The sequence below is a fragment of the Actinomadura harenae genome (assembly GCF_003696215.1).
GTDB classification, from domain to species: domain Bacteria; phylum Actinomycetota; class Actinomycetes; order Streptosporangiales; family Streptosporangiaceae; genus Spirillospora; species Spirillospora harenae.
In genome coordinates this window covers 56,421-83,315 of record NZ_RFFG01000034.1, presented here as the reverse complement: position 1 = coordinate 83,315, position 26,895 = coordinate 56,421, and the positions used below count along the sequence as shown (strand labels likewise).

The window sequence follows — 26,895 nt, the reverse complement described above, 5'->3', positions numbered from 1 at the left end:
CGACGCCGCCGCGGCGGGCGAGGGCGGACGCGGGCTCGTCAACCGGGTGATCCGCGTGCTGTCGGCCGCGGACGAAGGCGACGGCGGGCCGCCGGCCTGCGCCGCCGCCGGTCCCGCGTCCGACGGCGGCGTCGCCCTCCTGGTCGGCGGGGGCGCCGAGGCCCGCGTGCTCGCCGCCGACGGCCGGGAGACCCGGATCGACGGCACCGCCTCCTACGCCTGGACGGAACGGACCGTCCCCGGCCCGGTCGCGCGGCTGGACCTCGTCCTGCCCGGCGCCGGAGAGGTCGAGCCGCGGCTCCGGCTGTCGTCGGGCGTCGTCCACGGCGGCGGCCTGCGGCAGATCACGCAGACCGGACGCCGCGTGGCCGGGGCGTCGCCGAACCCCGCTCCCGCCGCCGCCCGTCCGAACCGTCCCGAGTCGTCGTCGGAGCCGCCGCGCACGCGCATCGAACACAGGGCCTCCCCGTCGTCCGCCGAGTCGGCCTCGGAGCCACCGCGCACGCGCATGGAGCACAAGGTCTCCGCGTCGCCCTCGGCGTCGCCTTCTCCGTCGCCGTCGCCCGGAATCCCGGTCGCGGGCGCCGGCGCCCGTCCCCGCGCGAGCTCACCGTCGGTGCCGGTCGCGGGTGCGGGCGCGGGCGGAAGCCCGGAACCTCGCGCGGGGTCGGGAGCAGGGCCGGGGTCGGGGTCTCCGGGTGGGCGGTCGCGGCCCGAGACGCCGCACATCCTGGGCGTGAACTGCAAGAACCACCACTTCAACGACCCCCGGGCGCGCTACTGCGCGGTCTGCGGGATCTCGATGATGCAGGCGACCCTCGCGCCCTTCAAGGGGCCGCGGCCGCCGCTGGGCGTGCTGCTCGTCGACGACGGGCAGACCGTCCCGCTGACGGCCGACCTGCTCATCGGACGGGAGCCCCGGCACGCGCCGGAGGTCGCCGCGAAGCGCGCCGTCCCGATGCGGCTGAACGACGACGACGGCTCGATCTCCCGGCGTCACACGCTGATCCGGCTGGACGGCTGGAAGGTGCTCCTGGTCGACCTGGGCTCGGTCAACGGCACCGCGGTCAAGCCTCCGGGGGCGCCCGACTTCGAGCGGATCGCGCCCGACACCCCGGTGCCGCTGGCCCCGGGAACGGTCGCGCGTATCGGTGTTTCGCGAACATTCCGGTTTGAATCGAACCGGGAACCCTGACCCCGCGTCTGATCACTCCGCACCCCGCCAGGCCAACCCCCTTCAGTCCGGAAGGACGACCACACGACCATGCGATCTCGGTCCCCGAGCGGCATCGCCTACGCTCACCCGCTCTTGTTCTGGGGCGGCTTCGTCGCCTGCGTCGCGGGTGTGCTGCTGCACCTCCCGATGTACCTGCATGCCAAGGACATGCACTACCACCTCAACGGCATGCCGATGGACACCCCGATGATGATCGGGATGGTCCTGATCGTGCTCGGGCTGGTGGCCGTCGGCTTCGGCCTCTTCCCGCGCGGGTTCCTCAAGACCGCCCCGCCCGCGGAGCTGCGCGTCCGCGCCGAGGGCGACTCCAAGCTGCGTCCGGCGCACATCGCGCTGATCGCCATCCTGACCGTCGCCGTCACCATCGACGCCATGAAGCCGATCTCCCTCGGGTTCACCGCGCCCGGCGTGGCGAAGGAGTACGGGCTGAAGTCGGCCCTCAACCCGCACGGCCACCTGCCCGTGGCGCTGCTGCCGTTCTTCGGGCTCACCGGCACCGCGGTGGGCTCGTTCGTGTGGGGCTGGCTGGGTGACCGTGTCGGACGGCGCGCGTCCATCCTGTTCGCCGGGGTCCTGTTCGTGACGACCGCGACGTGCGGCGCCATGCCGTCCTTCGGCTGGAACCTCGCCATGTGCTTCCTGATGGGCGCGGGCGCCGGGGGCATGCTGCCGATCACGTTCTCGCTGCTCGCGGAGACGATCCCCGGACGGCACCGCGGCTGGCTGATGGTCCTCATCGGCGGCACGCTCGCGCTCGCCTACGTCGTCACCAGCTGGATGTCGGCCTCGCTCGTCCCGACCTACTCCTGGCGCATCCTGTGGCTGCTGGGCATGCCGACCGGGGTGGTGCTGATCCTGCTGAACCACTGGATCCCCGAGTCGCCCCGGTTCCTGCTCTCGCGCGGACGCGAGGAGGAGGCCCGCGTCGTCATGGCCCGCTACGGCGCGTCCCTGGTCGAGGTCACCGACGCGGAGCCGGAGCCCGAGCCCGAGGACGGAGCCGACGGGCACGGCGGGTTCGGGCGGCTGTTCCGCCCGCCGTTCACCGGCCTCACGACCGCGGTCATCGTCCTCGGTCTCGGCATCGGCCTGGTCACCTACGGCTTCCAGCTGTGGATCCCGTCGAACCTGCAGAAGCTCGGGCTCCCCCAGGCCACCGCGGACCGCGCGCTGCGCGACTCGGCGCTGCTCGGCCTGCCGCTGGTGTTCCTCGCCGCCGCCCTCTACGGGCTGTGGAGCGCGAAGAAGACGATCATCCTGTTCACCGCCCTGGTCGCCGCCGCGCTCGCGGTGCTGACCTTCGCCGGGGACGACCTGGCCAAGCACCGCGACTGGCTCTACGTGCTGCTCGCGGGGCCGATCGTCGGGACGAGCGTCATCGCGTCCGTGCTGGCCGCCTACAGCTCCGAGATCTACCCGACGCGGATCCGCTCGCGCGGCTCGGGCCTGTCGGCCGGCGTCGGCAAGATCGGCGGCGTCGTGGTGACGATCATGCTGGTCTCGGGCATCGCCGCGCCGTCCATCGGCCTGACCGCGCTGCTCGGCGTCGTCCCGCTCGCCCTCGCCGTCATCGCCGTCATCGTGTTCGGCGTCGAGACCCGCAAGCCCGCGCCGAAGCCGATCCCCGCCGTCGCCACGGCCGAGACGTAGAGGCCGGACGCCCGGAAGCACGGCGGGCGGCGACGCGGGTGCCGGTTCTCCACCGGCACCTACGTCGCCGCCCTTGTGCGTTGCGCACGCGAGAGTCGCGTCCTGCGGCATGACCGCTCTTTGACCTCGGCTGGTTTTGCCGTCGGTGACCTGCGGCGATGTCCAGGTCATGGATGATCTGCCGTTCGACGACCTGACCGACTTCGAGAACGCCGACCAGGGTTGGCAGGCGTCCCTGGTCCCCGGGGTGATCTACGCCGACGACGACCCCAAGCGGAAAGTATGGGACAACGACCAGTTCTCCTTCCTGGAGGGCGACTGCCCCGACACCGCGGACCCCTCGCTCTGGCGGCAGGGGCAGCTGTGCTCCCGGCAGGGCCTGTACGAGGTGACGGACGGCGTCTACCAGATCCGCGGCTTCGACCTCTCGAACATGACGCTCATCGAGGGCGACAAGGGCGTCATCGTGGTCGACCCGCTGATGTCGGTGGAGCCCGCGGCGGCGGGCCTGGCGTTCTACCGCGAGCACCGTGGCGACCGTCCGGTCACCGGGCTCATCTACACCCACTCGCACGTGGACCACTTCGCCGGAGCCGAGGGCGTCCTCCGGGCGGGCAACCCGGACAAGGTGCCGATCCTCGCGCCCGAGGGGTTCATGGAGCACGCGGTCTCGGAGAACGTCTACGCCGGGCCCGCGATGGCGCGCCGCGCCATCTACCACAGCGGCCTGCACCTGCCCCGCGACGCGAAGGGCCTGGTCAGCACCGGTCTGGGCCAGACCGGCTCGAGCGGCCGCGTCTCCCTCATCCCGCCGAACCTGGACATCACCCACACCGGGCAGAAGGAGACGATCGACGGTGTCGCGTTCGTCTTCCAGCTGACGCCGAACACCGAGGCACCGGCGGAGATGCACTTCTTCCTGCCGGATCGCGAGGCGCTGTGCGTGGCCGAGAACGCCACCCACACCCTGCACAACATCCTGACGCTGCGCGGAGCGGTCGTCCGCGACGCCCGGATGTGGTCCCGCTACCTGAACGAGGCCATCGACCTGTTCGCCGCCGACAGCAAAGTGGCCTTCGCCTCCCACCACTGGCCGACCTGGGGGACGGAGAACATCCTCGCCTTCCTGACCCTGCAACGGGATCTGTACGGCTACCTTCACGACCAGACGCTGCGGCTGATGAACCGGGGCCACACCGGGATCGAGATCGCCGAGATGATGCGGCTGCCGCCCGCTCTGGAGAACGCCTTCCACGCCCGCGGCTACTACGGGTCGGTGTCGCACGACGTCAAGGCCATCTACCAGCGCTATCTCGGCTGGTTCGACGGGAACCCGGCCCACCTGTGGGAGCACCCGCCGGTGGAGGCGGCGCGGCGGTACGTGAAGTGCATGGGCGGCATGTCCAGGGTCCTGGAGCTGGCCGCGCACTATGCCGACAAGGACGATCTGCGTTTCGCCGCGACGCTCCTCAACCACGCCGTCTTCGCCGACCCCGCCCATACCAAGGCCAAACACCACCTCGCGGAGGTCTACCAGCGCCTGGGCCAGGGCGCCGAATGCGGCACCTGGCGCAACTTCTACCTCACCGGCGCCCTCGAACTGCGCAAGGGCGTCAAGACGAGCCTGACCTTCGCCGGGGGCATGACCGACGCGATGACGACCGAGCAGCTCTTCGACGGCCTCGCGATCCTGGTCGACGGCCCGAAGGCGTGGAGCGAGGGGTTCACACTCGACTGGGACTTCTCCGACAGCGGGGACAAGTACCGGATGTCCTTGTCCAACGGCGTCCTCGTCCACGCCCCGCGGACGGAGCGCACGCGCGGCACTCCCGACCTGACGCTCACCCTCACCCGGCCGGACCTGCTGGCCCTGCTCGCCGGCAAGGGCTCCGAGCACATCACGATGGACGGCGACCCGACCGTCCTGACCCGCCTGGCCTCCGTCCTGGACCAGCCCGAGCCCGACTTCCCCATCGTCACGCCCTGACGCGCCGGAGGGACGGCCCGACCGGCCGTCCCTCCGGGGCGCGGGTCAGCCCTTGAGGGCGGCGAGGGCGGCGTCGAGGTCGCCCGTGCGGGGACGGTTGTGCGGGAGCTTGGAGAGCATGGCGGCCATGGCGCACGTGTTGGACACGGCCGAGTAAACCAGGCCCGCCGCGACGCCGCCGGACAGGACGAGGGCGGGCTTCCAGAACGCGCCCGCGACCACTCCGGCCAGCACGAGGGAACCGGCCGTGAACCGGACCTGGCGGTCCATCGCCCAGACCTCGCGTCCGCCGGCGGGCTTGTGCACGTCGCGTCCGCCCTGGGCCCACGCCTGGGTGCCGCCGCTGAGGGTCGCCACCTCGATGCCGAGCGCGGAGATCCGCTCGCACGCCTGGCCCGAGCGGGCGCCGGACGCGCACACCACGAGGAGCGGGCCGCGCGCGGCGGCGGCCTTCAGGGCGTCCATGGCCTGGTCGAGGCTGTCCAGCGGGACGTTGTGGGCGCCCGGCAGGTGGCCGGAGGCGAACTCGCCCGGCGTGCGGACGTCGACGACGGTGAACTCGGCGAGGCGGGTATGGGCCTGCTCGGGGGTGACGGCGGTGATGGCCATGGTGGGGGTCTCTTTCGGCTCGGTTTGTCGACCCCACCGTAGGATACGGGACGGGGTATTTCGACATGGGGGGTCGTCACTCGGGGGTCCCCCGAGGACGGTCGGTCAGGTGAGCGCGTCGAGGAGCATCAGGCCCGCGACGGCGAGGAGCATGATCGCGAAGGCGCGCTGGAGCAGCCGTCCGGAGATCCGGGACGCGACGCGCCTCCCGTCCCGGGCGGCGAGGATCGAGGCGGCGGCGAACGGGACGACCGTGGCCCAGTCGAGCGAGGACGTGACGCTCCCCCGCATGGCCAGGGACGCCACCGCGTTCACCGCGATGACCAGCAGGCTCGTCCCGATGGCCGCCCGCATGGGGAACGCCAGCCGGGTGACCAGCGCGGGCACGGCGAGGAACCCGCCGCCGACGCCGAGCAGCCCGGTCAGCGCGCCGAGCCCGGCCCCGGTCGCGGCCGCCTTCCCCGGATGGGCCTCGCCCGTGACCTCCTCGCCGGGCGTGGGCTCCTCCGCGGGCACGGACTCCTCCGCGGGCGGGGAGGGGGTCGCGCGGGTGGAGCGCAGCATGCGGACGGCCGCGAACCCGGCGAGCAGCGCGAACGCGGCGGTGAGGACGGACTGGGGCAGGCGCGCCGCCGCGAGCCCGGCCACCGCGGCGGGCACGATCCCGGCGACCGCGAACAGCGTCCCCGCCTTCCACCGCACGTCGCCCGCGCGGGCGTGCGCGACGAGGGCCGCGACGGAGGTGACGGCGACGATGACGAGGCTGGCGGTCGTGGCCTCCGAGGGGGTGAACCCCAGCAGGTAGACCAGCGCGGGCACGGTGAGCATGCTGCCCCCCGCGCCGAGCGCGCCGAGCACCAGCCCCGCCGCGGCGCCGCAGCCCAGGGCCAGGATCAGTGTGATCATGCCACCGTGCCGGGGCGGCCTCCCGGGCCCGTGACGGGGAGTCCCTCACGCGCCCAGACCTGCATGCCGCCGGTCACGTCGACGGCGTCGACGCCGCGTCCGGCGAGGATGCCGGTGGCCTGCCGGGACCGACCGCCGGAGCGGCAGATGACCATGACGGTCCGGTTCCGCGCGGCAGCAGGCAGCTGGGCACCTGCGGCGATGTTGCCGAGCGGCAGGTGCACCGCGCCGGGCGCGTGCCCCGCCTTCCACTCGGCCGCCTCGCGGACGTCGAGGAGGACGGCCTCGCCGTCCGTGGCGCGCCGGTGCGCCTCGCGGGCGGAGATCCGCGCGCCTCCCGACGCGCCGAAGAGCTTGTTGAAGATCACTGAGTGTCCTCCTTCGTTGTCAGTGGCCGATTGAATGGCCGATCGAATGGCCGGCTCAAGGGCCGGTGACGGTGATCCCGGCGTCCACGGCCGAGTCGAACCCGTCGTCGACGGCGACGACGTCGCGGCCCGAGGCGTCCAGCAGGGACGCCGCGATCGCGGCGCGCAGGCCGCCCGCGCAGTGCACCCACACCTGGCCGGGCGGGACCTCGCGCATGCGTCCGCGCAGCTGGTGGATCGGGATGTGGACCGAGCCGTCGACGAACCCGAGCTCCCGCTCGGAGTCGCGCCGGACGTCCAGGACGACCGGCCGCGGCCCGCCGTCGCGGAGCGTCGCGGCGAGGTCGGCGAAGGTCGCGCGCGGGAAGGACCGGGGCTTGTCGCCGCCGGTGAGCCAGTCGCCGGGCCCGCCGGTCGCGGCGGCGGCCGGACGGTCGATGCCGACCCGGGCCAGCTCGCGCTGGGCGTCCGCGATCTGCTCGGCGTTCTCGCCCAGCAGGGTGACGGGACGGCCCCACGGGATCAGCCAGGCCAGGTAGGTGGCGAGCTTGCCCTCGCCCTCGAAGTTGTACGACCCGGCGACGTGGCCCTCGGCGAAGGCGACGCGGCCGCGCAGGTCGACGACCCACTCGCCCGCCGCCAGCCGCGTGGCGATCTCGGCGGCGTCGGCGCGGCGGACGGGCGTGAGGTCCACGGGGGCCGGGCCCGCCGCGTTCACCGGGCCCATGTGGGCGTAGTAGGCGGGGACGTCGTCCAGGCCGGCGAGCAGTTCGGCGACGAAGGCGTCGACGTCCTTGGTCAGCGCGGTGTTCCGCGTCCGCTCCAGGCCGATCGTCGTCGTGTCGCCCTCGGCCTGCGAGGACGAGCAGAAGCTGCCGAACCCGTGCGTCGGGAGCACGGCGACCTCGTCGGCGAGCTCGTCGGCCAGCCGCCGGACGGACGCGTGCTGCGCGCGGGCGAGCGGCTCGGTCAGGCGGGGCTCGACCAGGTCGGGGCGTCCCACGGAGCCGATGAGCAGCGAGCCGCCGGTGAACGCCGCGACCGCCCGCCCGTCCTCCTCCAGGACGTAGGAGGTGTGGTGCGGGGTGTGGCCGGGCGTGGCGATCGCGCGCAGCACCAGGCCCTCGTCCAGGGGCATCGTGTCGCCGTCGGCGACCGGGAGGCGGTCGTAGGCGACGTCCGCGGCGGCGGGCACGAGGTATCCGGCGCCGGTGACGCGGGCCAGCTCCAGGCCGCCGGTGACGTAGTCGTTGTGGACGTGGGTCTCGGCGACGTAGGCGATCCGCACGCCGCGCCGGGCCGCCGCCTCGACGACCTGGTCCAGGTCGCGCGGCGGGTCCACGACCACCGCGGCCCGGGGCCCGCCCGCCAGGTAGCTGCGGTTGCCCAGGCCCTCGAGTTCCAGGGTCTCGACGAAGAACATGATCCCGCCTCCTTGCGGACGTTATTACCCCCGGGGGTATCCGAGGCACCATCCGCAGGCTAGCACAAATACCCCCAGGGGTACCAAGAACGATCTTCACCCGCCCCGGCCGGCGCCACTTGACGGCCCGGGGTGATCTTGTCGACAATGAACGCCGGTGCCGTGTGGCGTCCGTGAGAGTGCCCCTGCGAGGACGAGGGCCAGGCGACGGGCGAGTACACGAGCACCCGGAGACCCCGAAAGGGACGATGCAGGTGGCCTTCTACCGCATGGATCTCGCCTAAGCGCATCGCGCCGACGCCGTTCACGACGTCCCATTAGGCATTTACCCGGTTCTGAGCACTCGCGCACCTTTTGTCCGAGTGCTTCGCCTCACCCGCCGGGCGCCTCGTCCGGACGCTGTGATCCGAGCGCGCGCCGCTCCACCGCGCCCGTCCGCCACCCGCGCGCGACCTCGGCCTCACCGGCTCCGTTCCGTGTCGTCTGCCGGACGGGCGCGCCTTCCCTCATTCGTCTCGCCATGCGAGAAAGCAGCAAGGAGAGTCTTGACCCCACCGATCGCGGATTTCCAGAAGCAGGTCATCGACGAGTTCCGCACACGCCACGGACGCGTGGGCGGCATGTTCGAGGGCGCCCGCCTGCTCCTGCTCACCACGACGGGCGCGCGCACCGGCCGTCCGCACACCACCCCCGTCGGCTTCCTCACCGACCCGGACCGGCTGCTGGTGATCGCGTCGGCCGCCGGAGCCGCCCGGAACCCCGCGTGGTTCCACAACCTGGTCGCCGACGCGCGCGTCACCGTCGAGACCGGCCCGTTCACGCTGGAGGCCGACGCGGTCGTCCTCGAAGGCGCCGAACGGGACGAGGTCTGGGCGCGGGCCGTCGCGTCCGACCCGGGCTGGGCCGAGTACCAGCGCGGGACGGCACGGGTCATCCCGGTCGTCGCGCTCCGTCCCGTCCGGCTGACCAGCGTGAACCTGCCCGACGACGACCTCGCCGAGGCCCTGGACGACCGGGGGCTCGCCCCGGTCTGGAACATCCTGCAGCAGAAGGAGAGCACCCTGAAGACCGACCACATCACCGGTCCCGACACCTACGACACCGTGGCCGCCGCCCTGTCCGGCGTCTTCGCGGGCCCGCCTCCGCTGCCGTCCGACGCGGTCACCGGCGAGCCGATCGCGGTGCCCGCGCCGGGCCGGTGGGTGGACGCGTCGGGCCGCACCGCGCAGGAGGCGGGCGTCATCGTGTACGTGCACGGCGGCGGCTTCAAGAACCGCATGCCCGAGTTCGAACTGCTGATCGCCTACCACCTGTCGAAGACGACCGGCCGTCCGGCGTTCAGCCTGGACTACTCGCTCGTGCCCGAGCACGTCTACCCGGTCGCGCACGACGAGCTGGTCGCCGCCTACCGGGGACTGCTGGCCGCGGGCGTCCCGGCTGAGCGGACGGTCCTCTTCGGCGAGTCCTCGGGCGGGACGCTCATCCTGGAGGCGCTGCCCAGCCTGCGCGCGGAGGGCGTCCCCCTGCCGGGCGCGGTGGTGCCGGTCTCCCCGATCACCGACTTCACCGCGACGAGCCCGTCCATCGACGCCCCCGGGGGCCGGGACGGCCTCACCCGGGAGATCCTCGAGCAGGTCATCGCGAGGTACCTGGACGGACTGCCGAACGACCAGGCGCCCCAGTCGCCCATCCACGGCGACCTGACCGGCCTGCCGCGCATGCTCATGGCGGTCGGCGGCAGCGAGGGCCTGTTGGACGACTCCCTCCGTTACGCGGAGGCGGCGGCCGAGGCGGGCGTCGACGTCACCCTCGACGTCTACGAGGACATGGCGCACGCCTTCCACCTGGTCGTCGCGGCGGAACCGCGTCCCCCGGTGGGCGCCACCTTCCTGGACCGCCTGTCCGCCTGGCTCTGACCAGGACGCCGCCGGCCGGCCCTCTCGCGGGGGCCGGCCGGCGGCGGCGCGTCGCTAGCGTCCCATCGAGGACAGGCCCCACAGCTCGGCGATGCGCCCGTCCCGGACGCGGAAGATCTCCATCATCGTGGGCGCCTGCCCGGGGACGCCCCGCAGGCTCGTCCGGACGGCGGCGGTGTCGCCTTCGACCACCATGTCCTCGACCGTGACGCGCAGCTCGGGGAAGGTCTCGTGCATCTGCTTCCAGCGCAGGGCGATGCTCCCCGGCCCGGTCGTGCCGAGCGGGTGACTGTAGAAGTCCGCCGTGAAGATGTCGTGGGCGGCCTCGTGGTCGTGCGCGTTGAACGCCGTGTACATCGCCTCGGCGGCCGCGCGGACTTCGTCGGTCATCGTCGTTCCTCCTGCTGGGTGATGTTCGTCCGGATGTGCCGCAGGGCGCGCAGCACCGACTCCCGCTCGTCCGCGGAGACGCCGTCGAGCAGGCGCTCCTGGTACGCCTGGTGCGAGCGCTCCAGGTCGGCGGCGGCGCGCTCCCCGTCCGGGGTCAGCGCGGCCAGGGTGTAGCGGTTGTCGGACGGGTCGAGGCGGCGCCGGGCCAGCCCCTCGCCCTCCAGCTCCTTGACCAGCCGGGTGATGCTCGCGCCGTCGACGCCCAGCGCCTGACGCAGGTCGCTGTGGCTCGTCTCCCCCTGCCGCCGCAGCCGGACGAGCACCTGCACGCGGTGCGCGCTCATCCCCACATACCGGGCGAACGCCTGCCTCAACTCGGCACAGGTGCCGCCGACCTCGCGAAAGAACCGATCCTCGGACGTCTCGTCATGCACGATCTCTTTATAGCCTCAACTCTTGATGTGCTCAAGTATTGGCGCGCCACCGCCATCGTGTCCAGGGTCACCGTCTGAGAGTTGCCTGTGATCGGCGGGGGCGGGGGCGGGGGTTGGGGGGCGTTGGTCTGGTTGGGGGTGGGGCGGCTCTCAGGGAACTCACAGGGACGCACCGGAACCGGTCAGGCTCGGTTGCCACTCTCGGGCTGCCGGGCGCGGTCGACGGGACCGCCGTGCGGCGTTCCCCGAAGCCGTGATCTGACTGGAGCCCTGCCTGTGGCGACTCTGTTGTACGCGTTGGGACGGTTCTCGTTCCGGCGGCGCTGGTTCGTGGCGGTGGTCTGGACGGGTCTGCTGGTCGTGGCCGGTGTGCTGGCCGCCCGGGCCCCCGCGGCGCCGCCGACCGACTTCTCGATGCCGGGGACGGAGGCGCAGCGCGCGTTCGACCTGCTCGACACGAGCTTTCCGCAGCTCAAGGCCGACGGCGCGACCGCGCGCGTGGTGTTCAAGGCCGAGAAGGGGAAGGTGACCGACGCGCAGGCCCGGCAGGACGTCGGGAACGCCGTCCAGGCGCTCGGCCGTGACCCGCAGGTCGCCCGTGTCACCGACCCGTTCAAGACGGGGTCGGTGAGCCGGGACGGCTCGACCGCGTTCGCGCAGGTCTCCTACAAGGTGCCGGCGTCGGAGCTGGACGACGCGTCCCACAAGGCGCTGCTCGGCTCGGTGGAGCACGCCCGGTCGGACCGGCTGGCCGTGGAGGCGGGCGGGAACGCCGTGTCGTCGCACGCGGCCGGGCATTCGTCGGAGGCCATCGGGATCCTGGTCGCGGCGGTCGTCCTGGTCGTCACGTTCGGGTCGCTGGTGGCGGCCGGGCTGCCCCTGCTGACGGCGCTGCTCGGCGTCGCGGCGGGGTCGAGCGCGATCACGGCGCTGTCCGCGCTGCTGGGGTGGGGTTCCACGGCCGCGGCCCTGGCGACGATGCTGGGGCTGGCGGTCGGCATCGACTACGCGCTGTTCGTGGTGTCGCGGTACCGGGCCGAGCTGGCCGAAGGCCGGGACCGGGAAGAGGCGGCGTCGATCGCGGTCGCGACGGCGGGGTCGGCGGTGGTGTTCGCCGGGCTGACCGTGGTGATCGCGCTGGCCGGGCTGAGCGTGGTCGGGATCCCGGTGCTGACCCAGATGGGCCTGGCCGCCGCCGGGACGGTCGTCATCGCCGTGCTGATCGCGGTCACGCTGGTGCCCGCGCTGCTGGGGATCGCGGGACGGCGGGTCGGCCCGGCGCGTCCGCGGCGCCGGAAGGACGGCGGAGCACCGCGTCCGGCGATGGGCGTGCGGTGGGCGCGGTTCGTGACGCGCCGTCCGGTCGCGGTGCTGGTGTTCGGCGTCGCGGCGCTCGGGGTGGTCGCGATCCCGGCCGCGTCGATGGAGCTGGGGCTGCCCGGGGACGAGAGCAAGCCGGCGTCGACGACGCAGCGGCGCGCCTACGACCTGGTCGCGGACGGTTTCGGGCCCGGGTCCAACGGCCCGCTGACGCTGGTCGTCCAGGCGAAGGACGGCGGCAACGCGAACGCGGCGGCCCAGGGCGTCGCCGACCGCGTCCATGGCGTGCGCGGCGTCGCCTCGGTCGGGCGGCCCGTGCTGAACCCGTCCGGCGACACGGCCGTGCTGAACGTCGTGCCGACGACCGGGCCCGGCACCGCCGAGACCACCGGCCTGGTGCACGCGCTGCGGTCCCCGGACGTGTCGGGGGAAGCCCGCGTCCTGGTCTCCGGGACGACGGCGATGAACGTGGACGTGTCGCAGAAGCTGAACGACGCGCTGCTCCCCTACCTCGCGCTGGTCGTCGGCCTGGCGTTCCTGCTGCTCATCGCCGTGTTCCGCTCGGTGCTGGTGCCGCTGAAGGCGGCCCTGGGGTTCCTGCTGTCGATCGGCGCGGGGCTCGGCGCGGTGATCGCCGTCTTCCAGTGGGGCTGGCTCGCCTCCCTGCTCGGGATCGGCGAACCCGGGCCGGTGATGTCGATGACGCCGATCTTCATGGTGGGCGTGGTGTTCGGCCTGGCCATGGACTACGAGGTGTTCCTGGTGACCCGGATGCGCGAGGCCCACGTGCGCGGACGGTCCCCGCTGGACGCGTGCGTCAGCGGCCTGGAGCACGGCGCCCGGGTCGTCACCGCCGCCGCGCTGATCATGATCGCGGTGTTCGCCGCGTTCCTCGGCTCGGACGACCAGATGATCAAGACGATCGGGTTCGGTCTGGCCGCGGCCGTGCTGTTCGACGCGTTCGTCGTCCGGATGACGCTCGTGCCCGCCGTCCTGGCGCTGCTCGGCGGGCGGGCGTGGTGGCTGCCGCGGTGGCTGGACCGGATCGTCCCGAACCTGGACGTCGAGGGCGAGCGGCTGCCCGTCCACGCGGCGGCGCCGGGACCCGAGGCCGCCCTCCGGCCGACGCGCATCCCCTGACCTGCCCGCTTGCCGTTCAGGACCGCAGGGCATGATCTCTACTCGACAGGCCGGACCCACCATCGAGGCGGCGACACACCCATGCGCGAGGACCACCTGCTGGTCGTGGACGACGAGCCGACCGTCCGCGAGCTGCTGCGCACCGCCCTGCGCTACGCGGGCTTCGACGTGGACGCCGCCGCGACCGGCCGGGAGGCCCTGGACCTGGCCGCGGCGCGTCCGCCGGACCTGGTGCTGCTCGACGTCATGCTCCCGGACATGGACGGGTTCGAGGTCGTCCGGGAGCTGCGCGCCGGTGCCCTCAGCGCGGCCGGCGGGCCGCTGCCCGTCCTGTTCGTCACCGCGCGCGAGGACCGCCGCGACCGCATCCACGGCCTGGAGATCGGCGGCGACGACTACATCACCAAGCCGTTCGACCTGGAGGAGCTCATCGCGCGGATCCGCGCGGTCCTGCGGCGGACGCGCGGCGAGCCGCCGCCCCGGCTCGTCGTCGGCGACCTGGAACTCGAACCCGACGGCCACCGCGTCGCCCGCGCGGGACGCGCCGTCCGGCTCTCCCCGACCGAGTTCCGGCTGCTGCACCTGCTGATGGTGAACGCCGAGCGGACGCTGTCGAAGAGCCAGATCCTGCTCAGCGTGTGGGACTACGACTTCGGCGGCGACCCCAGCATCGTCGACACCTACATCAGCTACCTGCGCCGCAAAGTCGACACCGAGGAGCCGAAGCTCATCCACACCGTCCGCGGCGTCGGCTACGTCATGCGGGGGCCGCGACCGTGACCGGACGGGCCGGACGGGCCGGACGAGCGGGACGGCTGCCGTGGAGCATGTCGCTGCGCACGCGCCTCCTCTGCCTGTCCATCGCGCTCGTCGCCGTCGGCCTGCTCGCGGCCGGAGCGGTCGTCACCTTCGGGCTCCGCGGCTACCTCCAGGGACGCCTGGACGACCGGCTCCTGTTCACCGGCGAGATCGCCGCCCGTGTGCCGCTGCCGCCGACCAGCAACAACCGGGCGAGCATCCGGCCGCTGAGCGTCCTCGGCGACACGACCGCCACCATCGTGAACGACCGGGGCGACGTCATCAGGGTCTACGACGCCGGGACCCCGCTGCCGGGCGGCGGCCCGAGACTCCCCCGCCTGGACCGGGCGGCCGTCACCGCCAAGGGCAAGAAGCCGTTCACGGTCCCCGCGCTCAACGGCGACCACGACTGGCGCGTCATCACGCTGCCGCGCAGCGGCGAGAACCTGCTCGGCCCGCCGGAGCCGGGCGGCACCTCGGGGAGCGTCGCGATCGCCACGTCCCTGGACGAGATCCAGCGGACCGTCGCCCGGACCGGGTTCTACTCCCTCACCGCGGGCCTGGCACTGCTCGCCGTCCTCACCGCCGCGGGCTGGTTCGCCGTCCGCTCCGGGCTGCGGCCGCTGACCCGCATCGAGGAGACCGCCACCGCGATCGCCGCCGGGGACTACTCGCACCGCGTGCCCGAGCTCGCCGGGCCGCGCACCGAGGTCGGCCGCCTCACCACCGCCCTGAACCGGATGCTCGACGAGATCGACGCCGCCTTCCGCGCCCGCGACGAGGCCGAGGCCCGCACCCGCCGCTTCTTCGCCGACGCCGGTCACGAACTCCGCACGCCCCTCGTCGGCATCCGCGGCTACACCGACCTGTACCGCCTCGGCGCGCTCCCCACCCGCGCGGACGTCGACCGCACCATGGACCGGATCGCCGGGGAGTCCGCGCGCCTCACCCGCCTGGTCGAGGACATGTTCCTGCTCGCCCGCGTGGACGAGGCCGCCCACGGCTCCGCCTTCGCCCTCGACCTGGCCCCCATGGACCTGCGCACCCTCGCCGCGGACGCCCTCCACGACGTCCGCGCGCTGGACGCCGCCCGCCCGGTCACCCTCACCGGCCCGGGCGGGGGGCGTCCGTCCAGTGCCCCCGCCCTCGCGGACGAGGCCCGCCTGCGCCAGGTCGTCACCAACCTCGTCGGCAACGCGGTCGCCCACACGCCGCCGGGCACTCCCGTCCGGATCGGTGTGGGGACCATCGGCGACCACGCCGTCATCGAGGTCGCCGACCAGGGTCCCGGCCTCACCCCCGAGGAACGCCGCCACGTCTTCGACCGCTTCTACCGGACCGACGCCTCCCGCGACCGCACCACGGGCGGCTCCGGCCTCGGCCTCCCCATCGCGCAGGCCCTGGTCACCGCCCACAACGGCCGCCTCGACCTGGACACCACCCCCGGCGAGGGCGCCACCTTCCGCGTCGTCCTCCCGTTGCTGAAGGACTCCACCCACCCGGACGCGTAGCGAGGATCACGGCTCCAGCAGCACGCGGCCGAGGTTGCGCCGCTCGGCGACGAGAGCGACGGCCCGATCGACGTCCTCGAACGGGAACGCGGTGTGCGCGGGACGCAGGTCACCGGGGGCGAGGAGCCGCCACAGCTCGGCCCGCATCCCGTCGATCAGCTCGGGCTGCTCACGGCCGATCAGGCCGATCGAGAAGCCGGTGACGGTCTTCAGCCCGCCGAGCAGGCTCCCGGCGTCGACGACGCCGCCGCCCGCGCTGAAGGCGACCAGCCGTCCGCGCGGACGGAGCGCGTCCACCCCTCGCTGGACGAGGTCACCGCCGACCCCGTCGAGCACGACGTCCACCGGCTCGCCCCAGTCCTGGTCGTAGGCGACCACCTCGGTCGCGCCGCAGTCGCGCAGGAAGGCGGCCTTGTCCGGCGAACCGGCCGCCGCGACGACCCGGGCCGCGCCCATCGCCTTGGCGAGCTGGACGGCCAGGTGCCCGACCCCGCTGGCCGCGCCGGTCACGAGCACGGACTCCCCTGCGGCGAACGCCCCCGCGCGCAGCGCGCTCATCGCGATAAGGCCGCCCCGGACCAGGCACAACGCGTCGGCGGTGTCCACGTCCTCGGGCACCGCCGACATCAGCTGCGGCACCGCCACCACCGTGTCAGCGAAGGCGTCGCGCATCACGACCCCGCCAACCCTGTCCCCCACCTGAAAGCCGCTGGTCCCGGGCCCCAGGCCCGTCACCCTGCCGACGACCTCCGCACCGGTCGCAGGCGTCCCCGACCGCATCGAACGGACCAGTCCCAGCCCGACCCCCACGGCCTCGACACGAACGAGCAGCTCACCAGGACCGGCCTGCGGAACGCCCGCCTCCTCCAGGACAGGCGTCGCATCGGCTTCAAAACGGATCTTGCGCATGGCTGCTCCCCAGTCCGTGCCCTGACCAACGCTCCCAAACCTAGACCCGACACATAATTAGGTCAAACCTAAATATCAGGGAGACGCCCGAAGCCAGGGCATAATGCCGCCCATGCCCGCCGATCCCGACGCCATCGACTGGTCGTCGCTGGTCCACGCCGACGGATCGGCGGAGGACGTCCCGGCCCTGCTGTCGGCTCTGCGGTCCTCGGACGCGGACGAGCGGAACGAGGCCATCAGCGACTTCTATCTGAAGCTCTTCCCTTTCGGCAGGGTGTTCGACTCCACGGCGGCGAGCCTTCCGTTCCTCCTGGAACACGCCGAAGACGTCACCGCCCCCGGACGGGACTGGGTCGTCCCGATCCTGGTCGAGATCGGTGAGGAGTCCGCCGAGGGATGCGCTGGCGCCCACGGCCCGGACGCCGCCGAGGTCGAGGCTCTCGTCATCCTTCGCGAGCACGCAGGCGTCTTCGTGGAGTTGACCTCCGCTCCCGACTCCCGCCTGCGACAGGCCGCGTTCCGAGGGGTGGCGCTGTTCCTCGACGACCCCGCCCAGGCGGCGGCGGTCCTGCGCTCCCGCCTCCCGGACGCGGACGCGTCCATCGAGCGACGGCTGCTCGTGGAGGCGATGGCGTCACTGGCCCTGCGCACACCGGCCGTGTCCGAGCAGGCCAGGGCATGGCTCGACCAAGTGGCCTCGGACGACGACGCCGATCTGGAGACGCGGCTCGCGGCCGCGGTCCAGCGGGTCCGCTGCACCCCTGCCCAGATCGGCGAGGACGCCGTCCCCGCGGCGATCGACCTCCTGCGCCGGATGAAGCCGTACGACGCCCGGCTCCTGCACACCATCCACGACACGCTGGACGGACGGACGCCCCAGCGCACGGCCCTGATCACCGAGTACCTCAGCGACCCCCACCCCCGAGCCCGGCGCGACGCGCTGCGCATGAGCAAGGAGCTCATGTGCTCGTGGCGCGGCGACCACACCGGGCTCATCTCCCGCGTCGCCGACCGGCTCGATGACCGCCACCTGGCGGTATCCGCCGATGCCGCAGCGGTCCTCCACAGCTGCCACGCCCTCATCGGCCCGGTGCGCGAGACGCTGGCCGCGTATGTCGCCGCGCAGCGCACGTCCCACGGGCCGGGCGTCTGGGCCGCGCCGCAGTGGCACCTACGTTGGGCCCATCAGGAAGCGGTCTGCGCCTTGGCCCGGAGGGGCGACCTGCGCGCACTTCCCAGCCTGCTGGTGGCTCTGGACAGCGGCGTGGACGACTGGCGCGCGGTCGAGGTCGCCGGCTGCCTGCCCGAAGGCGGCGACCAGCTCGTCCCCCGCCTGATCCCCCTGCTCGACCAGGTCACGGCGGCCGCTCGGCCGCACGACCGGACGAGCTTCTACGCGATGCTGTCCGCACTGGCGGTGTTCGGGGACGAGGCGGCCCTGCCGGCGCTCATCCGGGCGCTCGACACGGCCATGGACGGCGCCGCACACGCCGTCCTCAGGGCCCTGGGATCCTTCGGCCCCGCGGCCTCCGGCGTCCTCGACAGGATTCGGCCGCTGACGACGGAGAGCGACATCCACGTCCGGCGCGCCGCGATCGCCGCCCTCTGGTCGATCGGTCGCGACCTCGACGAGGCGCTACCGCTGCTCCAGGGCCTGCTCGACGAACCCTTCGATTTCGCCGTCGCCGAGGCCGCCGACATCCTCGGGCAGATCGGGCCACCGGCCGCGGTCGCCGTGCCCCGCCTGCGGGAGTTGCTGACCCACTCGTGGCTCGGCGCCCGCTTCGCGTCCGCCCTCTGGGAGATCGGGGGGCCGCCGGAGACCCGCGCCGTGCTGGACACGCTGCTGCACGGCTGGGTGAACGACCCGGAAACGACCGACAAGGTCGTCACCTGCCTCGATCGCATGGGCACCGCCGCGGAATCCGTCCTACCGCGTCTCCGCGACGAGTTGCGGCGCACGCGCCGCTGCGAGAACTGGTCCGTCGATAACGACGAACGCCTCCAGCGGCAGTACCGCGCCATCATCGAGCGGCTCTCCTGAACGAGGGGGCGCCCTGCCTTCTCCGGCAGGACGCCCCACATGAGGTCGTGCGCGCTATGTCACTTCGCGTCGGCCCGGCTGCCGCCCAGGTGCCGGGTGAAGAAGCGGGCCGCGGCGTCCCCCGCGGCCTGCGGGACGCCGGTGTGCCCGCCCATGTTGGCGTTCAGCGTCTTCTCCTTGGAGCCGAAGGCGTCGAACAGGTCCAGGGCGGCCTGGCGGTCGTTGCCCTCGTCGTCCCACTGGAGCAGGACGTGCAGCGGAATGGTGACCTGGCGCGCCTCCTCGAAGATGACGCGAGGGATGAAGGACCCGGCGAACAGGCCGGCGGCCGCGATGCGCGGCTCGACCACCGCCAGCCGGACGCCGATGGAGATCACGCCCCCCGAGTATCCGACGGGGCCGCCGATCTCGGCCTGCGTGAAGAGGGCGTCCAGGGTGGCCTGCCATTCCGGGACCGCCTGGTCGACCAGCGGGAGGATGAGCCGGTCGATGAGCTCCCCGCCGACGGGCTCGCCCGCCGCGAGGACGCGACGCACGTCGGCGCGGGCCTGCTCGACCTCGGCCGAGCGGGGCCGGTCGCCGCTCCCGGGGAGCTCGATGGCGGCCGCGGCGAAGCCGTCCGCCGCGACGTTCCGGGCCCGGCCCAGCAGCCGGGGGTACATCTTGTTCAGTCCGCCGGGGTGACCGAGCAGGATCAGCGGGACCGGTGCGGAGGCGGAGGCGGACGCGGGCGTCCAGAGGATGCCGGGAATGTCGCCGAGAGTGAATCCGCGTTCGAGGACGCCGTCGTTGAGGCGCTGCTCAGAGGTGAAACGCATGGTCGTGCCTTTCGGGAGTGCTCAAGAACGGCGCTCCCGGACGACCTATCGCCCGACCGTGACCCCGGAGGGGAGCACCCATGTCATCAGTGTGTTCACGGGTACCACCTCCTCGGTCTTTCGCACGGCCTCGGTCAAGGTAGCAGCGGCCTTCATGATTCGCCAAAGGGTTATACGGAGGCCCCTACGGCGCGGACCGGGAGCGGTCGACGGCCCGGGTGAGCTCGGCGACGTGCCCGGCGAGCGCCGTGATCAGCTCGGGCGGGCTGCGGACGGTGAAGGCCCAGGGCAGTCCGGTGAGGAGGCGCGCCATGGCGGGCAGGTCCTCCGCGCCGCTGACCAGGAGCACACCGCCCTCGGGGCAGGCGTGCAGGCTGCCGAAGGTGGCGGGCAGACGGTCGGCGGCGGTCCGCAGGTCGGTGTCGAGCCAGACCTCGGTGCGGTGCGTCCAGGCGTCGAACGTCAGCGTGCGCAGGACGTGGGCGACCGGGTCGAAGCCCTCGGGCGGGGTGAACCGGCCGGGCAGTTCGGCGGCGTCGCCGATCCTGTCCAGGCGGTACATGCGGACGGCGTCGCGGAGATGGTCGTGTCCGACCAGGTACCAGTGGCGCGTGTGGACGACGAGCCCGTACGGGTCCACCTCGCGCGCGCCGCGCGTGTGCTCGATCCGGACGGTGTGCCGCGCGTGGACGGCCGCGGCGAGCGTCAGCGCCAGGTGGGGTTCGGGGGTCAGCGGGCCCGCCGTCGCCGAGGTGGCCTCGATCAGCGCGGTGACGCGGCGACGCAGCGGCACGGGCAGGACGCGGTTGAGCTTAACCAGCGCCCGGTCGGCCGGGCCGGGCTCCCCGACCTGGTCGTTCTCCTTGCCGGTGGCCAGCGCGACCGCGACGGCGACCGCCTCGTCGTCGGCGAGCATCAGGGGCGGCAGGCGCACGCCGCGGGCCAGCCGGTACCCGCCGTAGCGTCCGCGGACGGACTCGACGGGGATGTCCATGTCGCGCAGGGCGGTGACGTAGCGGCGGACGGCGCGGGCGTCGACGTCCAGGTGCCGGGCCAGTTCGTCGGCGGGCACCAGGCCGCGATCCTGGAGGACCTCCAGCAGCGTCAGGACGCGGGTCGCGGGACGGGACATGATCACATTTTAATGAGGGCAGAAAGCGTCCACAATCCTGCCTAGCGTCGCACCGGTAAGAGATCGACCGAAAGGAGTCGACCCGGTGTCGACCATCGTTCTTGTCGGCGGCTCGTTCCTCGGCGCCTGGGCCTGGGAGCGCGTCACGCCGCCGCTGACCTCGTACGGCCACGAGCTGCACCCGCTGACGCTCACCGGTTTCGGCGACCGCGCGCATCTCGGCTCGCCGGACACGACGCTCACCACGCACGCCCGGGACATCACGGCCGCGATCGAGTACGCCGGGCTGCGCGAGGTGACGCTCGTGGCGCACTCGTACGGCGGAGCCCCGGCCACGATCGCCGCAGCCGCGATCCCCGACCGCATCGCCCGGATCGTCTACCTCGCCGCCGTCCTGCCCGAGCCGGGGAAGAGCCTGTTCGACGGCACGCCCGCACCCGTCGTCGAAGCGATCATGGAGACCGTCCGGGACGGCCGGATCCCGGTCATGAGCGACGAGGTCCTCGACGCCAACTTCGGCGAGCACGGGCTCACCCCCGAGGACCGGGCCTGGCTGCGGGCGCGCGGCGTCGGCCAGCCGATCGGCACCTACCAGGACCCGGCCCCCGCCGACCTCAGCGCCGCGCAGCGCCTGCCCCGCACCCACATCGCCTGCGCGGGCGACCCGCCACGACCGCCGGACGGCCTGGACATGGTCACGCTGGACTCCGGACACTGGCCGATGATCACCGCGCCGGTGGCACTGGCCCGCGCGCTGGACGAGGCGGCCCGGTCATGACGCGCCCGTACCGGGTGGACATCCCGCAGGAGAGCCTGGACGACCTGGCCGCCCGCCTGGCCGCGACCCGCTTCACCCGCCCGCTGCCCGGCGACGGGCTGGGCGTGCCCGCCGACCGCGTCCGGCGCCTGGTCGAGTACTGGCGTGACGGCTACGACTGGCGCCTCTGGGAGCGGAGGATCAACGCCCACCCGCAGTTCCTGACCGAGATCGACGGCCTTGACGTGCACTTCCTGCACGTCCGTTCGCCCCGGCCGGACGCCCTGCCGCTCATCCTCACCCACGGCTGGCCCATGTCGGTCGCGGAGTTCCTTCCGCTGATCGACCGGCTGAGCGACGCCTTCCACCTCGTCGTCCCCTCGGTGCCCGGCTTCGGGTTCTCCGGCGTCCCGCGCGAACCGGGCTGGAACCGCCACCGCATCGCCGCAGCGTGGGCGGAGTTGATGCGTCGCCTCGGCTACGAGCGGTACGGCGTCCACGGCAACGACGTCGGCTCGCTCATCTCCATCGAACTCGGACGCCTGGACCCGGACCACATCGCCGGAGTGCACGTCACGCAGATCTTCTCCCTGCCGTCCGGCGACCCGGCGGAACGCGCCCGACTGGGACCGGACGACCTGGAGAGGCTGAACGTCCTGGAGCGCTTCATGGCCACCCGGGGCGCCTACCTCGGCCTCCAGTCCACCCAGCCACTGACCCTCGCGCACGCGCTCTCCGATTCCCCGGCGGGCCAGCTGGCATGGAATCTCCAGTTGTTCGGCGACACGGTGAGCGACGACTACATCCTCACCAACGCGTCCATCTACTGGCTGACCGACACCGGCGGCAGCTCGGCCATGACCGGCTACTACGGCAACAAGCCACCTGCCGAACCGTCGTCGTTCCCCTTGGGCCTGGCCGGTTTCGGCGACGACTTCTTCCCGTCCATCCGTCCGTTCGCCGAACGCGACCACGCGGCCATCACGCACTGGAACACCTACGACAAGGGCGGACACCACGCCGCCCAGGAGCAACCCCAAGTCCTCGCCGACGACCTCCGAGCGTTCTTCACCGCCCACCATTGACGGAGCCGGGCCTGACCGCCCTGACGGTCAGGCCCGGCAGAGACCGGCGGGGCGACACGACGCCCCCGCCGTCTTCTGTTCTAAGCGGGCAAGCGCAGGCCCTCGGCCGCTCGCGCGAGCGCTTCGGGATCGGCGTCGCCCAGCGCCTGGACGAAGCCGTCGCACGAGCTGGCCGAGATGAGCATGGGCCCCTCGGCACGCCAGATGCCCCGTCCGCACAGGTGGATGTCCCACGCGGGGAACATCCGGCGGAGGACGACCAGGATGACGGCGCGCGCTGGAACGGTCCCACTCGTCCCGATCACGGCACCACCACGTCCAGCGCCGCCCAGACGACCTTGCCGCCGCCCTCGCGGAGCGCCCACCCCCAGCACGCGGCCATCCCCGCGACGAGGGCGAGACCGCGCCCGGTGAACTCGTCCAGCGTCAGCGGCCTGACCTCGGGACGCGCGTCACTGTCGTCCTCGACCTCGACGACCGGCCGCCCGTCCTCCCCGACATACACCCGCAGGAGAACACTCGCGGTCTGTGTGTGTTTGAGGGCATTCGTGATCAGTTCCGTCACGATGGTCTTCGCGACATAAACGGCATCCAGATCATCTATGCCGATCGCATTCAGCACTTCACTCAGGAAGTCCCGGGCGCCCCTGACCTCCTCCAACCCCTCCCGACCGATCACCAACTCAGGCGTCGGACAATCCGGCGTAATCTGCACAGACAAGCCGCTCGCCCTCCCTCCGTGACGTTTTTCCTCTGCCACTTCGGTGATATCCCTTGACTTTCTGCACGGGCAATCGACTAGCGTGATCCGTCGCAAGGCCGAAAGCCATGAGAGATCATCGTCGACCAAGTCAAAAGGATCTTCGCTCATGCCCCCTCGACGCCAACGGCCCACGACAGAGCCCGCCCTCAAAGCGTTCGGCAGCCAGATGAAGCGCTACCGGACCAAGGCCGGCGTGGTGCAGGAGTCCATAGCCGCGAGAACCCACACCAGCGTCTCGTTCGTCTCACTGGTCGAGACCGGCAAGCGCCCGTGCAAACGGGAGTTCACCACGGTCGTCGACGAGCTGACCGGAGCAAACGGGGCACTCCTGGAGCTGTGGGAGGACCTCTACCGAGACGGAAGCCCGGTGCCGTCATGGTTCCTGAACTGGTCCGCGATCGAAGGCGAGGCCGAATCGCTGATCACATGGCAGCACACGATCCTTCCTGGACTGCTCCAGACCGAGGCGTACGCTCGCCAACTCCTCACGACCGAAGAGGCCGTCAAGAACCGCCTCGACCGGCAGACGATTCTCACTCGGTCCGACCCGCCCGCCGTCTCACTGACCGCTCTGCTGTCTCCCACGGTTCTCAGCAATCCCGTGGGAACGCGTGAGACCATGCAGGAGCAGCTTGCACACCTGTGCTCCATGGCAGAACTCCCGAACATCACGATCCAGATCGTGATACCTACTGGCCGCCCGGTGGCAGTGGGAGGGGCTTTCGTCGTCGCTACCCACCCGGACCTGAGCGCGGTAGCATATCTGGACACTGCGGTCAGAGGAATTACGACCGATGCCCGCGACGACCTCAGTGCCTTGTCGGAGGTGCTTAGGCACCTCCAATCCAGGGCGCTCCCAGAGAACATGTCCATCGACATGATTCGAAAGGCACACGAGGAACTATGAAGCAGGACACTCCCACGTGGAGAAAGAGCACTCACAGCGCCGACAATGGCGGGGACTGCATCGAACTCGCCGACCTCGCACCAGGCGTCGGCGTCCGCGACAGCAAGGATCCCGAGGGCCCCCACCTCACCATGACCCGCAGGAACCTCGCGGCCCTCACCCAGATCGTCAAGAACATCTGAACCACGAACAGGAACGCCCAGATCTGCCCAACGGCAGAGCTGGGCGTTCTTCTTTGCGAAGCGTCTGGCTGAACCCATGCACGGGTATCGACAAGTAGCGCTCACATCCGACATGACCAGGAAGGCGGACAGAATCATGGGGCAGGGCGATCCGCACTGGAGGAAGAGCAGCTACAGCGGCGAGAACGGCGGGAACTGCATCGAACTCGCCACCCTCACGGCACACGGTGACCACGTCAGCAAGGGACAGGAATCTCCTCGCTGGAGGAAGAGCAGCCACAGCACCGACAACGGCGGAGCTTGCGTCGAACTGGCCGGCCTCAGGCCTGTCGTGGGTGTTCGCGACAGCAAGGACCCTGATGGGCCTCACCTCACCATGAGCCAAGGCGACCTCGCCGCTCTCAGCCACGTCATCAGGAACACCCGCCCCCGGCCGTAGGTTCGGCCGCTCTCATCAGCACCTCTGTGGCTCAACGCCGAGGGCGCTCGGTCGTTGGGCGTAGGTCTTGTGCCTGAGGCGTGCTTCTCGTGCGCTTCGCTAGCGTCGGTCTTATGGAGACCACAGGAACCGTTCGTCGCGAGACGGCGGAGCGCAGGCGCGACACTCTGGACCGGCTCGTGGCCGAGCGGGACGTGTGGGTGTCGACGGCTCACCCTGACCACGGGCCGCACCAGGTGCCGCTGTGGTTCCTGTGGGACGGGCTGGCGGTGTGGATGTGCACCGACGCCACGTCCGCGACCGTGCGGAACGTCCGCCAGGAACCGCGCGTGCGCCTGGCACTGCCGGACAGCTTCGACGTGGTGCTCCTTCAGGGAGAGGCGGAGTGCTTCCCGGACCGCGAGGTGCCCGGGGACGCGGCGGAGGCGTTCGCCGGCAAGTTCGGGTGGGATCCGCGTAAGGAGGAGGGGCCCTTCGTGTACGTACGCGTGGTCCCGAAGTCCGTGCACGCCTGGCGTGGTGTGCCGGAACTACGCGGGCGGATCATCATGCGCGACGGGACTTGGCTGGAGTAGCGGCCGTACTTTCAGGCCGCCTGTGCCTCGACCTTGGCGGTGTCGAACTCAACACGAACGCTCCCCACGCGCTACATCCCGATGCGCTCGCTGGGCGGGGCGGCGTCAGTAGGTGAACTTCGCGATGGCGGCCGGGGTGACGGGGGTGAAGAAGTTGACGAGGTTGCCGTCGGGGTCGCGGAACAGGAGGGACCGGTTGCCCCAGGGCATCGTGGTCGGCTCGGTCACGAAGTCGGGGACGGCGTCGGCCAGGTTCCGGTAGGCGGCGTCCACGTCGTCGACGAGGAACTCGATGATCACGGTGCGGTTGTCGGCGGGACGGGCGGAACCGGTCGCGAACAGCGCCACGGTGCGGGTGGCGCCGATCGCGAGGGTCCCGTGGGCCGTCCGCAGTTCGGCGAAGTCCTCGGTGGCCCAGTCCGCCCGCACTCCGGTGGCCCGCTCGTAGAAGGCGACGAGACGCGCGACGTCGTCGGTGATGATCCGGATCGAGACGAAGTCCATGGTGTTCTCCTCAGGTCGTTGAGTCGGTGCACCCCGGACGTTAGGGCAAATAGTGGACAGAATCGGTCCGGTATCGAAGCTAGGCTCGACACCATGGCCCGACCCACCAGCCGCGTGCTGACCCTCCTGGAGCTCCTGCAGTCGGGCGGCATCAGGACGGTGGCCGAACTCGCCGACCGGCTCGGCGTCGACGGACGCACCGTGCGGCGCTACGTGGACCATCTGGTCGAGCTGGACATCCCCGTCGAGGCGGTCCGCGGCCGCTACGGCGGATACCGGCTCGCCCCCGGATACCGCCTGCCTCCGCTCATGCTCAACGACGACGAGGCGCTCGCCGTGCTGCTCGGACTCGTCGCCGGACGCAGGGCGGGGGTGCCTGCGGCGACCGGCACGGCGGGCGAGACGGCCGCGGCCAAGATCCGCCGGGTCCTGCCCGAGCGCTTGGCCCGCCGGCTCGACGCCGTCCTGGAATCCCTCGCCTTCACCGCTCCGTCCGGCGAGCCGTCCACCCCGGAGACCGGGGTGCTGCTCGCCGTCGCGGACGCGGTACGCCACCGCCGTCCGATCTCGATCAGGTACACCGCCCGGGACGGCCGGCGCAGCGAACGCACCCTGCACCCGTACGGGATCGTCAGCCATGCGGGCCGCTGGTACGTCACGGGCGCCGAACCCGGGATCGGCCAGGACCGGACCTTCCGCCTCGACCGCATCGCGGACGCGAGGCCCCTGCCGGGCTCGTTCGAGCCGCCCGCCGGGCCCGATCCGGCGGAGCGCCTCCTGACAGGGCTCGCCAAGGCCGAGTACCGGCACGAGGTGACCCTGCGGATCCACGGGACGGTCGAACAGATCCGCTCCAGGCTTCCCGCCAGTGTCGCGACCGTGGAGGAGGACCCCGCGTCCACGGAGAACACGGATCCTCAGGCCGAGCGGTGGCTCCACGTCGAACTGCGAGTGGAACGGCTCGACTGGCTGCCCTCCGTGCTCGCCTCGCTCGACCTGCCGTTCGTCATCGAGCGGCCGGACGAGCTCCGGGATCTCGTCCTCGCCCTCGCCGACCGGCTCACCGCCTCGGCCCGCCGAGCCTGACGCCA

At 72.1% G+C, this 26,895-nt stretch carries 28 protein-coding genes; 15 read left to right on the top strand and 13 right to left on the bottom strand.

All coding sequences use genetic code 11. The features are described from left to right. The 3 genes from EBO15_RS20200 to EBO15_RS20190 all read left to right on the top strand — a co-directional run. A partial coding sequence (locus tag EBO15_RS20200) for an FHA domain-containing protein (protein ID WP_147481567.1) occupies positions 1-1,195 on the top strand: 1,195 nt, incomplete at its 5' end. A 69-nt stretch (positions 1,196-1,264) separates the two neighbouring features. Then, positions 1,265-2,887 carry an MFS transporter gene (locus tag EBO15_RS20195; RefSeq protein ID WP_122195972.1) on the top strand — a complete coding sequence of 541 codons (1,623 nt, stop codon included), beginning with the start codon at positions 1,265-1,267 and terminating at the stop codon, positions 2,885-2,887. 169 nt (positions 2,888-3,056) lie between these two features. Next, positions 3,057-4,874, top strand: a complete 1,818-nt coding sequence (locus EBO15_RS20190; RefSeq protein ID WP_122195971.1) for an alkyl/aryl-sulfatase — start codon at positions 3,057-3,059, stop codon at positions 4,872-4,874. A gap of 45 nt (positions 4,875-4,919) precedes the next feature. On the opposite strand, the gene EBO15_RS20185 is transcribed toward EBO15_RS20190, so the two are convergent. The 5 genes from EBO15_RS20185 to EBO15_RS44275 form a co-directional block, all read right to left on the bottom strand. Then, positions 4,920-5,483 carry a rhodanese-like domain-containing protein gene (locus EBO15_RS20185; protein WP_122195970.1) on the bottom strand — a complete coding sequence of 188 codons (564 nt, stop codon included), beginning with the start codon at positions 5,481-5,483 and terminating at the stop codon, positions 4,920-4,922. Positions 5,484-5,588: 105 nt separating this feature from the next. After that, entirely contained in the window at positions 5,589-6,389 is an 801-nt protein-coding gene (locus EBO15_RS20180) for a sulfite exporter TauE/SafE family protein (RefSeq protein WP_122195969.1), read from the bottom strand. Next, positions 6,386-6,757 (bottom strand): rhodanese-like domain-containing protein, encoded by a 372-nt coding sequence (locus tag EBO15_RS20175; RefSeq protein ID WP_378238823.1) that lies wholly within the window; start codon positions 6,755-6,757, stop codon positions 6,386-6,388. The genes EBO15_RS20180 and EBO15_RS20175 overlap by 4 nt, the downstream gene beginning before the upstream one ends. Before the next feature lie 55 nt (positions 6,758-6,812). Beyond that, positions 6,813-8,180 (bottom strand): MBL fold metallo-hydrolase, encoded by a 1,368-nt coding sequence (locus tag EBO15_RS20170; RefSeq protein WP_122195968.1) that lies wholly within the window; start codon positions 8,178-8,180, stop codon positions 6,813-6,815. A gap of 372 nt (positions 8,181-8,552) precedes the next feature. Beyond that, complete coding sequence (locus EBO15_RS44275; RefSeq protein ID WP_158628289.1) at positions 8,553-8,702, bottom strand: hypothetical protein; 150 nt, start codon at positions 8,700-8,702, stop codon at positions 8,553-8,555. Positions 8,703-8,725: 23 nt separating this feature from the next. On the opposite strand from EBO15_RS44275, the gene EBO15_RS46140 reads away from it, so the two are divergent. Continuing rightward, a complete protein-coding gene (locus EBO15_RS46140) occupies positions 8,726-10,096 on the top strand; it encodes a nitroreductase/quinone reductase family protein (protein WP_233616311.1) in 1,371 nt (456 codons plus the stop codon). Between the two features lie 54 nt (positions 10,097-10,150). On the opposite strand, the gene EBO15_RS20155 is transcribed toward EBO15_RS46140, so the two are convergent. Together EBO15_RS20155 and EBO15_RS20150 are read right to left on the bottom strand one after the other, a co-directional pair. Further along, positions 10,151-10,486 carry an ester cyclase gene (locus EBO15_RS20155; protein ID WP_122195967.1) on the bottom strand — a complete coding sequence of 112 codons (336 nt, stop codon included), beginning with the start codon at positions 10,484-10,486 and terminating at the stop codon, positions 10,151-10,153. Beyond that, positions 10,483-10,920, bottom strand: coding sequence for a MarR family winged helix-turn-helix transcriptional regulator (locus EBO15_RS20150; RefSeq protein ID WP_199744679.1), 438 nt, complete (start codon positions 10,918-10,920; stop codon positions 10,483-10,485). Before EBO15_RS20150 ends, EBO15_RS20155 begins: the two co-directional genes overlap by 4 nt. A gap of 276 nt (positions 10,921-11,196) precedes the next feature. On the opposite strand from EBO15_RS20150, the gene EBO15_RS20145 reads away from it, so the two are divergent. From EBO15_RS20145 to EBO15_RS20135, 3 genes are all read left to right on the top strand, one after another. Beyond that, positions 11,197-13,380 carry an MMPL family transporter gene (locus EBO15_RS20145; RefSeq protein ID WP_122195966.1) on the top strand — a complete coding sequence of 728 codons (2,184 nt, stop codon included), beginning with the start codon at positions 11,197-11,199 and terminating at the stop codon, positions 13,378-13,380. Positions 13,381-13,461: 81 nt separating this feature from the next. Further along, the gene (locus EBO15_RS20140) at positions 13,462-14,160 is read left to right on the top strand and encodes a response regulator transcription factor (RefSeq protein ID WP_122195965.1); all 699 of its coding nucleotides are present in this window, start codon (positions 13,462-13,464) and stop codon (positions 14,158-14,160) included. Then, positions 14,157-15,689: a sensor histidine kinase gene (locus EBO15_RS20135; RefSeq protein WP_199744678.1), complete on the top strand. Its 1,533-nt coding sequence runs from the start codon at positions 14,157-14,159 to the stop codon at positions 15,687-15,689. The genes EBO15_RS20140 and EBO15_RS20135 overlap by 4 nt, the downstream gene beginning before the upstream one ends. Before the next feature lie 6 nt (positions 15,690-15,695). Here EBO15_RS20135 and EBO15_RS20130 read toward each other — a convergent pair whose 3' ends face one another. Further along, a complete protein-coding gene (locus tag EBO15_RS20130) occupies positions 15,696-16,598 on the bottom strand; it encodes a quinone oxidoreductase family protein (RefSeq protein WP_122195963.1) in 903 nt (300 codons plus the stop codon). 112 nt (positions 16,599-16,710) lie between these two features. On the opposite strand from EBO15_RS20130, the gene EBO15_RS20125 reads away from it, so the two are divergent. Then, positions 16,711-18,642 (top strand): HEAT repeat domain-containing protein, encoded by a 1,932-nt coding sequence (locus EBO15_RS20125; protein WP_122195962.1) that lies wholly within the window; start codon positions 16,711-16,713, stop codon positions 18,640-18,642. Between the two features lie 59 nt (positions 18,643-18,701). On the opposite strand, the gene EBO15_RS20120 is transcribed toward EBO15_RS20125, so the two are convergent. After that, positions 18,702-19,460 carry a dienelactone hydrolase family protein gene (locus EBO15_RS20120; RefSeq protein WP_122195961.1) on the bottom strand — a complete coding sequence of 253 codons (759 nt, stop codon included), beginning with the start codon at positions 19,458-19,460 and terminating at the stop codon, positions 18,702-18,704. A gap of 184 nt (positions 19,461-19,644) precedes the next feature. Further along, positions 19,645-20,592 (bottom strand): helix-turn-helix transcriptional regulator, encoded by a 948-nt coding sequence (locus EBO15_RS20110; protein WP_147481566.1) that lies wholly within the window; start codon positions 20,590-20,592, stop codon positions 19,645-19,647. Positions 20,593-20,677: 85 nt separating this feature from the next. Between EBO15_RS20110 and EBO15_RS20105 the strand changes: the two genes are divergently transcribed. Both EBO15_RS20105 and EBO15_RS20100 read left to right on the top strand, forming a co-directional pair. After that, positions 20,678-21,370 (top strand): alpha/beta fold hydrolase, encoded by a 693-nt coding sequence (locus EBO15_RS20105; protein WP_158628288.1) that lies wholly within the window; start codon positions 20,678-20,680, stop codon positions 21,368-21,370. Continuing rightward, positions 21,367-22,434 (top strand): epoxide hydrolase family protein, encoded by a 1,068-nt coding sequence (locus EBO15_RS20100; RefSeq protein WP_122195958.1) that lies wholly within the window; start codon positions 21,367-21,369, stop codon positions 22,432-22,434. The genes EBO15_RS20105 and EBO15_RS20100 overlap by 4 nt, the downstream gene beginning before the upstream one ends. A gap of 80 nt (positions 22,435-22,514) precedes the next feature. Here the strand turns inward: EBO15_RS20100 and EBO15_RS20095 are convergent, their stop codons facing one another. Then, a complete protein-coding gene (locus tag EBO15_RS20095) occupies positions 22,515-22,739 on the bottom strand; it encodes a hypothetical protein (RefSeq protein ID WP_122195957.1) in 225 nt (74 codons plus the stop codon). Next, positions 22,736-23,305, bottom strand: a complete 570-nt coding sequence (locus tag EBO15_RS20090; RefSeq protein ID WP_147481565.1) for an ATP-binding protein — start codon at positions 23,303-23,305, stop codon at positions 22,736-22,738. Before EBO15_RS20090 ends, EBO15_RS20095 begins: the two co-directional genes overlap by 4 nt. Between EBO15_RS20090 and EBO15_RS20085 the strand changes: the two genes are divergently transcribed. From EBO15_RS20085 to EBO15_RS20070, 4 genes are all read left to right on the top strand, one after another. After that, a complete protein-coding gene (locus tag EBO15_RS20085; RefSeq protein ID WP_122195955.1) occupies positions 23,304-24,104 on the top strand; it encodes a helix-turn-helix domain-containing protein in 801 nt (266 codons plus the stop codon). The genes EBO15_RS20090 and EBO15_RS20085 overlap by 2 nt on opposite strands. Then, complete coding sequence (locus EBO15_RS20080) at positions 24,101-24,286, top strand: DUF397 domain-containing protein (protein WP_122195954.1); 186 nt, start codon at positions 24,101-24,103, stop codon at positions 24,284-24,286. Before EBO15_RS20085 ends, EBO15_RS20080 begins: the two co-directional genes overlap by 4 nt. A 112-nt stretch (positions 24,287-24,398) precedes the next feature. Continuing rightward, positions 24,399-24,725, top strand: a complete 327-nt coding sequence (locus tag EBO15_RS20075; RefSeq protein ID WP_233616310.1) for a DUF397 domain-containing protein — start codon at positions 24,399-24,401, stop codon at positions 24,723-24,725. Between the two features lie 113 nt (positions 24,726-24,838). Beyond that, positions 24,839-25,300, top strand: a complete 462-nt coding sequence (locus tag EBO15_RS20070) for a pyridoxamine 5'-phosphate oxidase family protein (protein ID WP_122195980.1) — start codon at positions 24,839-24,841, stop codon at positions 25,298-25,300. A gap of 105 nt (positions 25,301-25,405) precedes the next feature. On the opposite strand, the gene EBO15_RS20065 is transcribed toward EBO15_RS20070, so the two are convergent. Beyond that, positions 25,406-25,804, bottom strand: coding sequence for a VOC family protein (locus EBO15_RS20065; RefSeq protein WP_122195953.1), 399 nt, complete (start codon positions 25,802-25,804; stop codon positions 25,406-25,408). 93 nt (positions 25,805-25,897) lie between these two features. Between EBO15_RS20065 and EBO15_RS20060 the strand changes: the two genes are divergently transcribed. After that, positions 25,898-26,890, top strand: coding sequence for a helix-turn-helix transcriptional regulator (locus EBO15_RS20060; protein ID WP_122195952.1), 993 nt, complete (start codon positions 25,898-25,900; stop codon positions 26,888-26,890). Positions 26,891-26,895: the final 5 nt, after the last annotated feature.